This is a genomic window from Rhodococcus sp. MS13 (assembly GCF_013277835.1).
Classification (GTDB): domain Bacteria; phylum Actinomycetota; class Actinomycetes; order Mycobacteriales; family Mycobacteriaceae; genus Rhodococcus_F; species Rhodococcus_F erythropolis.
In genome coordinates this window covers 279,957-293,061 of the sequence record NZ_VBTL01000002.1, presented here as the reverse complement: position 1 = coordinate 293,061, position 13,105 = coordinate 279,957, and the positions used below count along the sequence as shown (strand labels likewise).

The 13,105-nt window shown below is 61.0% G+C and carries 15 protein-coding genes; 3 read left to right on the top strand and 12 right to left on the bottom strand.

Annotation, left to right across the window (positions count from 1 at the left end; genetic code table 11):
- Positions 1–2: 2 nt before the first annotated feature.
- Positions 3–1,178 (bottom strand): 3-hydroxy-9,10-secoandrosta-1,3,5(10)-triene-9,17-dione monooxygenase oxygenase subunit, encoded by a 1,176-nt coding sequence (gene hsaA / locus FEZ59_RS03805; protein ID WP_031332838.1) that lies wholly within the window; start codon positions 1,176–1,178, stop codon positions 3–5.
- 195 nt (positions 1,179–1,373) lie between these two features.
- Between hsaA and FEZ59_RS03800 the strand changes: the two genes are divergently transcribed.
- Together FEZ59_RS03800 and FEZ59_RS03795 are read left to right on the top strand one after the other, a co-directional pair.
- Positions 1,374–2,534, top strand: a complete 1,161-nt coding sequence (locus FEZ59_RS03800) for a Rieske 2Fe-2S domain-containing protein (RefSeq protein ID WP_003945847.1) — start codon at positions 1,374–1,376, stop codon at positions 2,532–2,534.
- A 2-nt stretch (positions 2,535–2,536) separates the two neighbouring features.
- A complete protein-coding gene (locus FEZ59_RS03795) occupies positions 2,537–2,908 on the top strand; it encodes a hypothetical protein (RefSeq protein WP_007734099.1) in 372 nt (123 codons plus the stop codon).
- 73 nt (positions 2,909–2,981) lie between these two features.
- On the opposite strand, the gene FEZ59_RS03790 is transcribed toward FEZ59_RS03795, so the two are convergent.
- From FEZ59_RS03790 to FEZ59_RS03760, 7 genes are all read right to left on the bottom strand, one after another.
- The gene (locus FEZ59_RS03790) at positions 2,982–3,815 is read right to left on the bottom strand and encodes a hypothetical protein (RefSeq protein ID WP_031332836.1); all 834 of its coding nucleotides are present in this window, start codon (positions 3,813–3,815) and stop codon (positions 2,982–2,984) included.
- Between the two features lie 194 nt (positions 3,816–4,009).
- A complete protein-coding gene (locus FEZ59_RS03785; RefSeq protein WP_134998431.1) occupies positions 4,010–4,636 on the bottom strand; it encodes a TetR/AcrR family transcriptional regulator in 627 nt (208 codons plus the stop codon).
- Between the two features lie 74 nt (positions 4,637–4,710).
- A complete protein-coding gene (locus tag FEZ59_RS03780) occupies positions 4,711–5,967 on the bottom strand; it encodes an FAD-dependent oxidoreductase (RefSeq protein ID WP_134998432.1) in 1,257 nt (418 codons plus the stop codon).
- Positions 5,967–6,158, bottom strand: coding sequence for a rubredoxin (locus FEZ59_RS03775; RefSeq protein WP_060938438.1), 192 nt, complete (start codon positions 6,156–6,158; stop codon positions 5,967–5,969). Before FEZ59_RS03775 ends, FEZ59_RS03780 begins: the two co-directional genes overlap by 1 nt.
- 30 nt (positions 6,159–6,188) lie before the next feature.
- Positions 6,189–6,359: a rubredoxin gene (locus tag FEZ59_RS03770; RefSeq protein ID WP_081098331.1), complete on the bottom strand. Its 171-nt coding sequence runs from the start codon at positions 6,357–6,359 to the stop codon at positions 6,189–6,191.
- Positions 6,356–7,531: an alkane 1-monooxygenase gene (locus FEZ59_RS03765; RefSeq protein ID WP_003945652.1), complete on the bottom strand. Its 1,176-nt coding sequence runs from the start codon at positions 7,529–7,531 to the stop codon at positions 6,356–6,358. Before FEZ59_RS03765 ends, FEZ59_RS03770 begins: the two co-directional genes overlap by 4 nt.
- Positions 7,532–7,702: 171 nt before the next feature.
- Positions 7,703–8,179, bottom strand: a complete 477-nt coding sequence (locus FEZ59_RS03760) for an HIT family protein (RefSeq protein ID WP_031332834.1) — start codon at positions 8,177–8,179, stop codon at positions 7,703–7,705.
- A 141-nt stretch (positions 8,180–8,320) separates the two neighbouring features.
- Between FEZ59_RS03760 and FEZ59_RS03755 the strand changes: the two genes are divergently transcribed.
- The gene (locus FEZ59_RS03755) at positions 8,321–9,928 is read left to right on the top strand and encodes an FAD-dependent monooxygenase (RefSeq protein WP_031332833.1); all 1,608 of its coding nucleotides are present in this window, start codon (positions 8,321–8,323) and stop codon (positions 9,926–9,928) included.
- Here FEZ59_RS03755 and FEZ59_RS03750 read toward each other — a convergent pair.
- The 4 genes from FEZ59_RS03750 to FEZ59_RS03735 are packed head-to-tail and all read right to left on the bottom strand — an operon-like array spanning position 9,915 to position 13,098.
- Positions 9,915–10,403 carry a VOC family protein gene (locus FEZ59_RS03750; RefSeq protein ID WP_021342862.1) on the bottom strand — a complete coding sequence of 163 codons (489 nt, stop codon included), beginning with the start codon at positions 10,401–10,403 and terminating at the stop codon, positions 9,915–9,917. The genes FEZ59_RS03755 and FEZ59_RS03750 overlap by 14 nt on opposite strands.
- Positions 10,400–11,152, bottom strand: a complete 753-nt coding sequence (locus FEZ59_RS03745) for an SDR family oxidoreductase (protein ID WP_134998433.1) — start codon at positions 11,150–11,152, stop codon at positions 10,400–10,402. The genes FEZ59_RS03750 and FEZ59_RS03745 overlap by 4 nt, the downstream gene beginning before the upstream one ends.
- Positions 11,153–11,155: 3 nt before the next feature.
- Positions 11,156–12,199 carry a 4-hydroxy-2-oxovalerate aldolase gene (dmpG, locus tag FEZ59_RS03740; protein WP_020906144.1) on the bottom strand — a complete coding sequence of 348 codons (1,044 nt, stop codon included), beginning with the start codon at positions 12,197–12,199 and terminating at the stop codon, positions 11,156–11,158.
- A complete protein-coding gene (locus tag FEZ59_RS03735) occupies positions 12,196–13,098 on the bottom strand; it encodes an acetaldehyde dehydrogenase (acetylating) (protein WP_019746894.1) in 903 nt (300 codons plus the stop codon). Before FEZ59_RS03735 ends, dmpG begins: the two co-directional genes overlap by 4 nt.
- Positions 13,099–13,105 lie beyond the last annotated feature (7 nt).

Sequence of the window (13,105 nt, the reverse complement as noted above, 5' to 3'; positions counted from 1 at the left end):
CTCTAGACCATCGTGTCGGTGATCGGCAGACCGAATTCGCCGGTTCCGAACATGACGTATGCGCGTTCGGGATCGTTCGCGGCGTGGACGCGACCAGCGTGAGCGTCACGCCAGAAACGCTGAATCGGAGTGCCGTTCTGCAGTGCGGTGGCACCAGAGTTCTCGAAAAGCTTGTCGATCGAGGCGATCGCGCGGCCCGTGGCGCGCACCTGGTCGCGTCGAGCGCGCAGCCGCAGTTCCATCGGAACCTCTTCGCCTGCAAGGATCAACGCGTACTCGTCGGCGACGTTGCCGGAGAGCTGACGCCACGCGGCGTCGATGTCACTGGACGCCTCGGCGATACGCACCTTGGCGAACGGATCGTCCTTCGACTTCTCGCCGGCGAACGCAGCGCGAACACGCTTGCCTTGATGCTCGACGTGCGCTTCGTAAGCGCCGTAAGCCATTCCGACGATCGGCGCCGAGATCGTTGTGGGGTGAATGGTTCCCCACGGCATCTTGTAGACCGGTGCGGTGTTCTTCTCGAGGCCCGGGGCGGTCAATTCGCTCATCGCCCGGAAGCTCAGAACGCGATGCTTGGGAACAAAAACATCCTTGACCACAACCGTATTGGAGCCGGTTCCACGCAGGCCGACCACATTCCACACGTCGTCGATCTGGTAGTCCTCGCGAGGAATCAGGTAGCTCACGAAATCGACTGCGCGGCCGTCCTTGAACACCGGACCACCGAGAACGGCCCAGCTGGCATGGTCACAACCCGAGGACCACGCCCACGCACCGTTGACCTTGTATCCGCCCTCGACTACTTCACCCATACCCATCGGAGCGTAAGAGGACGAGATGCGCACGTCAGTGTCGTTGCCCCACACGTCTTCCTGCGCCTGCTGAGAGAAGAGGGCGAGGTGCCAGTTGTGTACGCCGATGATCGAGGAGACCCACCCGGTGGAACCGCACGCGCTGGCGATCTTCTTGACTGCGGAGTAGAACAACACCGGATCGGCTTCGTACCCGCCCCACTGCTTCGGCTGCAGCAAGCGGAAGAAGCCCGTTTCCTGGAGCCCCTTGATGGACTCGTCGGGGATACGACGCAGATCCTCGGTCTCCTGTGCGCGCTCGCGCAGTGCCGGTAGTAGTGCGTCGAGCCTCTGCATCACCTCGTGGCTGTCATGGTTACCCACTTCGACGCTCCCGTCTTCCTCGATCGGTTGGTTCACTTACACTTGAGACTAGAACACGTTCTCTTTTCTGTCGAGACGCTGACGAAGGTCCCGTTTGTGGCCGCAATGCTGTAACAAGTGCCCCCAAAATCTGGCGGAACCGGATCGAGTTCTATAACGTGTTCTACTAACAGCTAGAAGGGATGTGAGGTCACAATGGCGCAGATTCGCGAGATCGACGTCGGAACGGTGCAAACGCGTTTCGCCCGCGGTTGGCACTGCCTGGGTCTACTGAAGACCTTCAAGGACGGCAAACCGCACGCGATCGAGGCTTTCGGTACGAAGCTCGTGGTGTTCGCCGACAGCAAGGGCGACATCAAAGTTCTCGACGGATACTGCCGTCACATGGGTGGTGACCTCACACAAGGCGAGGTCAAGGGTGATTCCATCGCCTGCCCCTTCCACGACTGGCGCTGGGGCGGCAACGGAAAGTGCACCGGCATTCCTTATGCCCGCCGCGTGCCCCCGCTCGCACGTACCCGCGCGTGGACGACCCTCGAGCAGAACGGTCAGCTCTTCGTCTGGAACGACCCCGAGGGCAATCCGCCGCCCGAAGAGATCGTGATTCCTCGTATCGAGGGTGCGTACAGCGACGAATGGACCGACTGGACCTGGAACTCCATGGTCATCGAGGGATCCAACTGCCGCGAGATCATCGACAACGTGGTCGACATGGCGCACTTCTACTACATCCACTACGCCTTCCCGACGTACTTCAAGAACGTCTTCGAAGGTGAGATCGCCACTCAGTACCTCAACACCACCGGCCGTCCCGACATCGGAATGGCCTCCCAGTACGGCGGCGACACGCTTCTTCGCTCCGAAGCTGCGTATTACGGACCGTCGTACATGGTCAATCCCCTGTGGAACAGCTACAGCGGATACGAGGTCGAGAGTGTTCTGATCAACTGCCACTACCCGATCAGCCCGGACTCGTTCGTGCTGCAGTGGGGCGTGACAGTCAAGAAGCCGACGGGTGTCTCCGACGAGATGGCCGACAAGTTGGCCGGCAAGTTCACCGAGGGCATCAGCGAGGGGTTCCTACAGGACGTCGCGATCTGGAAGAACAAGACCAAGATCGAGAATCCCCTCCTCTGCGAAGAAGACGGCCCCGTCTACCAGCTACGACGCTGGTACGAGCAGTTCTACGTGGACAAGGCAGACGTCACCGAGAAGATGACGCAGCGCTTCGAGTTCGAGGTGGACACCACCAAGGCAAACGAGGCCTGGCACGCCGAGGTCGAGGAAAACCTCGCACGCCAGAAGGCCGAGAAGGAAGCTGCAGCAGAAGCGGCAAAGAAAGAAGCAGAGGTCTAATCGTGAGCGCCTCGATCGGAACCGACGCACGGTGGGCTCGTTGGGCCAAGGCACCGGACTTTGCCGGGCAGACGGAACGACTCGAGGCGATCGCTGCCCAGACGATCGAGGACAAGCACGAATACCTCGACTCGGGTCTGCAGGAAGTCGACTGCAAGGCATGCGGTGCCTGCGTACTTGTTCGCAAGAACACGTACAAGCACACCAGTGTTCAGTGGACTTCCGACCCGGCGCTGCGTTGTCACACCTTCAAAGAGGCCATTGCTTCCGGGCAGTCGACGGCATTGAAGGACGGTTGCCCGAAACTGCACGACAGCATCGCCGACGCAGTAAGGGACGGCACCATCACGGTGCGTGATCCCGAGGTCAGCTGACCTGATTGTGTAGAACGAGGGCCGACCCACCACGGGTCGGCCCTCGTTTTACTTTCCAGCGACTGCGCGTCCGTCAGGCAGGCGGTCGCACCTTTCGTGCGGCCACCGCGTAGACGTCGCTCGACGTGGTGAGAGAGTTCTTTCCGCTGGCCGCCGGCACTCCCCCGCGTAGATTCACCGCCCAGTTGAGCGCACCGAGCGGTCCACATCCGCTGGCTCCCGGCGCCGCAAACACAGCATCCGAATGTGGGACTGCCGGGAACACTGCACCGGGGAACTCACCGATAGGTTCCGACGGAGGGTTTCCGGTTGTGGTCAGGTGAAGGTTGATCGGATTCGAAACCGAACCGATGTAGCAATCGTCACCGAGCAACGGATTAGACAGTTTCAATCGAACAGGCATGGTGAGTTCCTGCTCGAGAACCTTCAGATCCGGGACTCCCACCGATTCCACCGTCGCGCTGATCTGAGTCAGTCCCAGCGGAGTATCGATCCCGAGAGCACCTCCGGGTACCGAAATTGGATTGGAATAGACCCCGTTGGACCCGTCCTGCTTGGCGACGAACGTCTCGATGAAACTGTTGTCCGGCTGGGTCGCGTATTTCACGCCGCCCGCAACCTTGAGACTTCCGTCCGGGATCGGCACCGAAAGCGCGCCCAATTTCATGGTCCCTCCGCGAACTACGACGCTGGCGCACGTCGTCACCTCGAGATCCTCGATCGGGCACGTGCCCCAACCGTCGAAGGTCAACGGATCAACCTCTGCCGCACCGGAGGAACCGAGCGATCCGCTGCCGGAAGACCCTGACGATGATTCGTCGGCGATTGCCACACCTGCACCGGCCATGACAAATGTTGCAACTAGCGCAACTGTCGACATCACTCGAGACTTATTGCGACTCTTCATCTTCGAAACCCTCCACCGTTGACGGAATCTGACGAGAGCCGCCCACGGGCTGCACCTCGACGCACGTCCGGCACGCTACCGAGAAGCGGGACTTGGATTCACACATATCGGCGAAACTTCCCACCAAAGAACTACGGCGATCAGTCTCGATCGAACTTCCGTCCTAGCTCGGAAACCGTATCGATCCTGTCGGCTCAGTTCGGTTCGACTGTGCCCGAACCGATGACCTGATCGAGGAACGGCCCGAACATCTCCCCCAGGTTCTCGGCGATCTGATCTGGAGTACCGAAGGACAACGTCACGTGACTGATCGCCAGACGCACTATCGTGCTGCCGAACATCTCGGCATGGATGCGGTCGACGTTCGCCCAACTGGTCATGAAGATCTCGGCCAACCTCGCGCTCGCATGTTCGAGCAGCGGAGTCCCGTCGGTGGTGACCAGGCTCAGCAGGTCATGTTGCGGACGAGGACCGACAATACTGACCACCATCGGATCCCGGGCACCGGCGTCGAAGAAGGCACGGAAGGCCGCCGAGACCGCACCCCGGGGGTCCGAATGGTGCAGCGCTACTTCGCGTTCCACCTCTTCGAGGAACTCGTCGACGAAACGGATGAGGTATCCGGACGCCAATCCTTGGCGAGACGTGAACTCCTTGTACAACGTCTGCCGGCTCATACCCGCAGCTTCCGCGATATGCGCCATCGTGATGTCGCTCCACGATTTCTCGGTCAAGAGTTCGCGTGTGGCGTCGAGCGCTGACGCACGGAGAAGTTGACGAGCTGCCTCGTGGTACGGGACACGGGCACGAGCGGTGGACATATCGGGAAGATTTCCATCGCCCGTGCTCGGTGTCAAAACGGTGGACACGCAAGCCACAGAAGTCACGAGCCCACTCAACGCACAGGTGCGGGGAGAAGGCCCGCTGCAAGTTCGGTCAGATCACTGTTCGAATCGGCGAGTACGTCGACACTGAAGTCCGCGGAGCGTTCAATCAGGGTTCGAACGGCGCGAATGTCCTTCGGCCGCCCCACGCTCACAGCACCGACGATACCTCCGTCGCGCATGCAGATCGCAGTGAAGTCGTAGGAGTTCACGTCTCCTCGCACAATCACGGTGTCGTCCGCGCCTGGCCAACCTGCTACCTGAATGTTTCGGCCGAATTGGTTCGACCAACTCCATGGGACAGATTCGAAGGGTTCTTCCTTCCCGACGATGGTCTTGGCAACTGCGACGGCGTGGTCCTGCGCGGTGTTCCAGTGCTCACCGCGGTGCATGCCGCCGAGGAAACCGTTGGGCACGTTGGCCACATCGCCGATCGCGTACACATCAATGACGGAGGTCCGGAGGTATCGGTCGACCGAAATCCCGTTGTCCACCGCAATACCCGCAGCAGCAGCCACATCGGTATCGGGCAAGGATCCGATTGCGACGACGGCCAAGTCCGCAGTCCACTCACGCCCGTCACGCGCACGTGCGGTGACACCGTCGACACCTGTCGTCAGCGTCTCGAGGTCGACCCCCGTCTGCAAGGCGACGCCGGCCAAGTTGTGCAGCGCGGCGATCTTCTCCGCTATCGACGGTGGAAGCAGCCTGGACAGGGGCAGCGGTTGCGCTTCGAGAACCTGCACACTGCAACCCAAGTCACGTGCCGTTGATGCCACCTCCGATCCGATCAAGCCACCGCCGACCACCAGTAGCGAGGATCCTTCGATCAGCTGGGATTGCAAGCGTCGCATGTCTGCGATATCCCGAAGATAGTGAACGCGCTCGGAGTCTTCAGCGGCCAATCGTCGGGACCGTCCACCCGTGGCAAGAATCAGAACGTCGTAGGCGACGCTGTCCCCGTCGGCTGAAAGTACTGTGCGGGCATCTGTGTCGATCGCGGTAACAGTCGCGCCGATCCGAAGGTCGATACCCTGTTCGGCCCAGAACGTCGACGGCCGCAACCGAACCCGATCGATCGACGCTTTCCCGGACAGTAGTTCCTTCGACAGCGCCGGACGTCGGTACGGCTCCTCCGGTTCGCTGCCGATCAGAATGATGCTGCCGCCGAACCCTTCCTTGCGCAGGGCCTGCGCCGCACCGGAACCGGCGATGCCCGTGCCCACGATCACGACGGTGCGTGTGTCGGGCTCGCTGACCGCTGTCATCAGCGGTCCACCTCCACCATTTCGAAATCGACTTTGGCAGCACCACAATCAGGGCAGGACCAGTCTTCGGGAATCTCGTCCCAGCGAGTACCCGGCTCGATACCGTCATCGGGCCAGCCGATCGCTTCGTCGTATTCGAACCCGCACTGGAGGCAGCGGAACAATTTGTATGTAGTGGCAGTCTCGGACATCGGTTTTCCCTTCGCCGGTGGGTATTTCGATCAGGATTGTGTGACGAGAGTGAAGTCGATCTTCTCGCGGACGCCGCAGTCGGGACAACACCAATCGTCCGGGATACTCGACCACGGCGTGCCAGGCGGAAAGCCCTCTCGCGCAGCGCCTGTCGATTCGGTGTACGTGTAGTCGCAGATCGGGCAGATATAGGCGTTCATGCATTCACCCCGTAGGCCGCGAGGATCTTGGCGCGCTTCTTCGGCGCGATGTTGACCTGAGTGATGTCACCTCGGTAGTGCTCGAGAACGCGGTGGTCCATCACCTTGCGCCACAGGGGCGGGACTGTTGCGAGCATGATCATGCTGGCGTAGCCGCTCGGGAGCTGAGGGGCCTCTTCCATACTGCGAAGCGCCTGGTAGCGACGTGTCGGATTCGCATGATGATCGCTGTGTCGCTGCAGGTGATAGAGAAAGACGTTGGTGCAGATGCGATCACTGTTCCAGCTGTGTGCCGGCGTGCATCGCTCGTACCGTCCGCTTGCGGTTTTCTGACGCAGGAGTCCGTAGTGCTCGAGGTAGTTGATCGCTTCGAGTAACGAGAACCCGATGAAGGCCTGGATCACGAGGTACGGCGCAATGCCGATCCCGAATACTGCAAGCGCGACACCGAACAGGACTACAGACATGAGCCAGGCATTGAGCACGTCGTTCTTGATGCTCCAGTGTGTGGTGCCCAAACGCTCGAAGCGGGTCTTCTCGAGATGCCAGGCCGACTTCAATCCCCCACCGACGCTGCGCGGCCAGAATCCGTAGAGGGTCTCACCGAAGCGCGAGGTCGCCGGATCTTCCGGAGTCGAGACCCGCACATGGTGGCCACGGTTATGTTCGAGGTAAAAGTGGCCGTAAGCACTTTGCGCGAGAACGATTTTGGACAACCAGCGCTCGACGCTCTCCTTCTTGTGCCCGAGTTCATGGGCGGTGTTGATGCCGATTCCGGCCGTCACACCGATCGTCACTGCGAGTCCGATATTGGAGAGAACGCTCAAATCCCAACGCGCCCAGATGTAGCAGGACAGGAAGAAGGCCGTGTACTGCAGCGGTAGATAGGCGTAGGTGCACCACCGGTAGAAGCGGTCGTTCTCGAGTTCGTCGATCACCTCGTCGGGCGGATTCTTCCCGTCCTCACCCGCCAGAATGTCGATGACAGGAATGAGGGCAAAAGCAATCAGTGGGCCGGTCCACCAGAAGACATTCCATCCGGTGGCGGTAACAAGCCCCACGGCGATGAAAGTTGCCGATGACGGAATCAGCGCCAACAGCCATAAGTAGCGTTTCCGGTCTCTCCAAGTTGCGAGCCGACCATCTGGCTCCGTGTACACCAACGCCGCCATCGAATTCTCCAGTTCTCGTTCGGATCAGTGAGTGCGTCCTGCGCGGCAACCCGCGACACGAACAACATCTATGTATAGAGAGTGGACAAATTATGGTGTTTTGTCAACGAATTTCAAGGTAAAACTTTTACAAATATGCCGATTTGTACATCAAGCAGGTGTGGAAGCAGATCAGAATTCGAGGAACCGAGGGCGCAAAAGTGCACCGAAAGGCGCCCGCGCCTCACGCGAAACGTACGACGCTTCGCCGTGCCGGGAATACAGGCGATCGGCTTCGTACCGCGGAAACACGTGGACGTGGTGGTGCCAGACGTCCTGGTTGCCCGCCGGTTCGTTGTGCTGCCTGGTCGAGACACCGTCACAGCCGTATTCTTCACGAATTGCAACAGCCACAGCCTGAACCAGGTCGAACACCGAGTGCCCGACGCTCGTGGGCAAAGTGTAGAGATTCTCGAAGTGTTCGATCGGTGACACAAGTACGTGGCCAGGGTTGCCCGGCCACCACTTCGGGGAAATCCGAGCAATTACGTTGTCGGTTCGGGCGACGAGGTCGGTCGACGCGTTGTGCTCGTCGAACTCGCCGAGCGCGTAGCGACAGAACGGGCAGCGGTACCCCGGCGGCTCATGATGCAACTCGTCTGCCCTCACCTCGCGATCTTCCCACGATCCCAACGTCTTCGATCCATGCAGAAAACCCCCCAGATCTCCGATTTGGGTCAATTTCCCCAAAACAAAAGTTCGCTTACCCATACTGAAATGACCGACTGTCCCCGACGTGAGTGGGTCCTCATGGATACCGACGTATTGGTAGCGGGCGCCGGCCCGATCGGTTTGACCACCGCGATCGAGCTGCGCAGACGCGGCATCTCCTGTCGAATAGTCGACCCCCTCGACGAACCGCGGCAATACGCGAAAGCCGTCGGGATTCAGCCACGCACTCTCGAACTTTTCGAGAACATGGGGGTGCTCCGCCATGCACTCGACGCCTCGACACTGATGCGCGGTCAGATCATGTACACGAACGGCGTCGAGGTCGCCCGCGTCGACCTCACCCTCCCCGAGGACGTTCCTTACTGGTTCCTCTGCCTCCCCCAGTACTCGACGGAGCGCATCCTCACCGAGCGACTCGCCGAGCTGGGGACAACCGTCGAACGCGGAGTCGGTCTCACCGCATTCGAACAATCCGACGGCGCCGTCACCTGCACACTCAGCGACGGCAGCACCGTGAATGTCCAGTATCTGGTGGGTTCCGACGGCGCTCACAGCGTGGTCCGTAAAGGGCTTGGCCTGAGCTTCGAGGGCGGCGCGTTTGCGGAAAGCTACATGCTCGGTGACGTCGAAGTCGACTGGTCGATCCCCAGCGGCTACTCCGTCCGCGCCAACCACACCACCGACGACGGAACCACCGACGACCTACTCGTCTGCATCCCACTTCCCGGACACAAGCGGTACCGCATGTCGATGCTCGTTCCGGACGATTTGATGCCGGACGAATCGTCGAACAAAGCCGCTGTACAACACGGTTTTTCAACCGGCAAGACACCTGAACTCCATCACATTCAGGCCGTGCTCGACAGACTGTCCCCAGAACCGACGACCGCCTCGATGCTGCGATGGTCCTCGGTCTTCCGCATCAGCCACCGCATCGTCGACGCTTACAGCCGCGGACGGGTTCTTGTCGCCGGCGACGCCGCGCACATCCATCCCCCGACTGGAGCGCAGGGCATGAACACCGGCATCCAGGACGCCCACAACCTCGCATGGAAGGTAGCGCTCGCCGTCAAAGGCGTTGCAACAGCAGATCTTCTCGAGACCTACGACGCCGAAAGACGGCCGGTCGGTGAAGAAGTCGTCGGGATGACCGTCCGAAATGCTCGAGAAGGAATCGGTTCGGGAGAGTCCTCCATCGACACGGCAATGCGGCGCCAGGCTCAATTGTTGATCGACTACTCGGAGAGTCCGCTGAACACCGGGCGTGATTCTTCGAGTCCACACGTTCAACCGGGCGAGCGTGCACCCGATGCCCGCGGAATGCGCCGAGACGGTGTGCAGTATCCAATTCGGTTGTTCGACTTGCTGTCCGGAGTCGACCACACGTTACTGCTGACTTCGGACGGATCCGCAGAGAGCACCAACAGCCTCGAGAAGGTCGCCGACGCCGCCATTCGATCAGCGCACGGCATGTTGGACGTCTACGCGATAGTGCCACCGGGAACCGTGACCGTCGATTCGCTGGTGCCGATCGTCGAGGACAGCGACTCGCAGCTGTGCGCTGCATACGGGGTCGAAGGCACGGCGGCGCTGGTGATCCGTCCCGACGGCTACCTCGGATTCCGCGGTCACCCGGAGAACGTTTCCGACTACTTCGCGAAAGTGTTTGCCGTCAATCAGGAATGAGCGAAGCGAACATCAACCGGATCTCGGGTGAGAGCTTCATCAACTCGACATAGCCACCCAGCGGCCCGGCGTCGAGGTAGGAGAACTCCATGCCGGCGCCCTCTACCCGACCCTGTTGCACCACCGGCATTTCGCGACGCTCGGCCTCGAGCAACGTCGCCTCGTAATCGTCTGGAACCCAGGCCAGGTGATGAACTCCGACGCCGTGGGCCTCCAGGAATTCCGTGTAGAGGTTGCGTCCGGACACGGGTTGAATCAGCTCGAGCTGTTGGCCGCCGGCATATCCGATCGACACGTGGACAACGTAGTCGGCAGGCTCACCTCGATACGTTGTGGTCTCGGGGCCAAAGACGATGTCTGGCATACGCAGCCACCGCTCCACTCCCCACTGCCGAGTGAACTCCTGTTCGGCAGCCTCGATGTCCTCGACCACCCAGCAGATCTGGAAGATCGGTCCCGAAACCAACGGGTTCATGCCATTTTTCCGTTGTCGACCGAGTAGACGGCCCCGTGTATCGCCGAGGCGTCGTCGGAGGCCACGAAAGCCACCATCTTCGCAACGTCCTCGGCTTCCATCAAGCCACGCGGCGACGCAACCTTCATGACGAGATCGAAGTCGACTCCGTCGGGGAAGGTGAATCCGGTGACTTGAGGAGTCATCATGCCGCCGGGGCAGATTGCGTTGACACGCAGAGACTTTCCGGTGAACTCCATCGCCATCGCTCGGGTCAGTCCGATGAGTCCGTGCTTGGCAGCGCAGTATCCAGCCGAGTACGCCTGCCCTTCCAGCCCCGCGATCGAGGAGACGTTGACGATGTTGCCGCCCCGTTCCAGCAAGTGCGGCAGTGCTGCGCGGGAAAGGAAGAACGGTCCGTTCAGATTGACCGCAAGGTCATGTGCCCATTCGGAATCCGCAATATCCGCCGTATGACGAAGCGAGTGCGATCCCGCCACGTTGACGAGGATGTCGATACCACCGAGCGCGTCGACACACGCTTGCACGGCCACATCACACTGAGCAGAATCCGAGACGTCCGTCGCCGCGTAACGACGCTCACCGTCCGTGCCGACCACCTCGACCATCGACTGCCGCAGCTTTTCCTTGTCACGGGCGATACCGAAAACCTGTGCGCCCCTGCGGTGGAGGAGCTCGGTGACGGCGCGCCCTAACCCTGAGGACGCGCCGGTCACCAAGGCCACTTTTCCGGCCAGTACGTCTGCCATGGCCTAGGAAGCCGCTGCTTCGCGCTGGAGTTCCAGCGCGATGTCGATCAACTGATCTTCCTGGCCGCCGACCAACTTGCGCTTGCCTGCGCGCACCAACAGTTCCGCGGACGACACTCCGTACCGCTCGGCCTGACGCTCGGCATGCTTGAGGAAGCTCGAGTACACGCCGGCGTAGCCCATCATCAGTGCTTGACGATCGAGCAGGCATTCCTGCGGCATTGCCGGGCGCACAACATCTTCGGCTGCATCGGCGATGGCGAAGAAGTCGATACCGGTCTTGACGCCGATCTTGTCGCAAACACCGACGAAGGCCTCGACCGGGGCGTTGCCGGCGCCGGCACCGAACCGACGGGTACTACCGTCGATCTGCTTGGCTCCCGCACGAACTGCCGCAATGGAATTGGCGACGCCCAGGCCCAGGTTCTCGTGGCCGTGGAAGCCGACCTGAGCGTCGTTGCCGAGTTCCTGAACCAGTGCCTCGACGCGATCGGATACCTGCTCGAGTACCAGCGCGCCGGCCGAGTCGACCACGTACACACACTGGCAACCCGCGTCGGCCATGATGCGAGCCTGCTTGGCCAGCTTCTCCGGCGGAATCGAGTGAGCCATCATGAGGAATCCGACTGTTTCGAGTCCACGCTCACGCGCGAGGCCGAAGTGTTGGATGGATACGTCTGCCTCGGTGCAGTGAGTTGCAATGCGGCAGATGGACGCACCGTTGTCCTGTGCGATGACGATGTCGTCCTTGATGCCCAACCCGGGCAGCATCAGGAAGGCGATCTTCGCGTTGGTCGCCGTCTCGACTGCAGCTTTGATCAGTTCCTGCTCGGGAGTCTTCGAGAAGCCATAGTTGAAGGAGGACCCGCCGAGGCCGTCGCCGTGAGTGACCTCGATGACCGGCACTCCGGCTCCGTCGAGCGCACCGACGATGGCCCGTACTTCTTCGACGGTGAACTGATGACGCTTGTGGTGGGAGCCGTCGCGCAGCGATGTGTCGGTGACGCGGATGTCCCAGCTCGAATCGAAATGAATCATGTCGCTCATGCCTTCACACTCAGAAGCTTCTGGGCGATTTCCTCGCCCACCTTGGTGGCTGCTGCCGTCATGATGTCGAGGTTGCCCGCGTACGGCGGCAGGAAATCGCCTGCACCTTCGACCTCGACGAACGTGGTGACCGTTGCATAGCCACCGGAAACGACGCTCGGTTTGTCGAACTGCGGTTCGTTGAGCAACCGGTAGCCGGGCACGTACTGCTGGATGTCCTTGACGACACGGTGAATGGAGTCGGTGATCGCGGCCTGATCGGCGTCTTCGGGGATAGCGCAGAAGATGGTGTCGCGCATGATCATCGGCGGGTCCGCGGGGTTGAGGATGATGATCGCCTTGCCGCGCTGTGCGCCGCCGATGGTCTCGATACCGCGGCTGGTGGTCTTGGTGAACTCGTCGATGTTCGCGCGAGTTCCCGGGCCGGCGGACAACGATGCAACGGAGGCGACGATCTCGGCGTACGCCACATCGACGACTCGCGATACCGCGTAGACGATCGGAATGGTTGCCTGCCCACCGCAGGTGATCATGTTGACGTTGGGTGCGTCCAGGTGCTCACGCAGGTTCGCGGGCGGAACCACAGCCGGGCCGACCGCGGCCGGAGTCAGGTCGATGGCACGGATACCGGCGGCCTCGTAGCGTGGTGCTGCCTCGCGGTGCACGTATGCCGACGTCGCCTCGAAGACCAGGTCCGGTTTCTCCGCCTGGTTCAGCAACCAGTCGACACCCTCGGCGGAGGTCTCGAGTCCCATCTTGCGGGCGCGCGCCAATCCTTCACTCTCGGGATCGATTCCGATCATCCATCGCGGTTCGAGCCACTCGGAACGCTGCAGTTTGTACAACAGATCGGTACTGATGTTTCCCGATCCGACGATCGCCACACTTGCCTTGGTCATGACTACT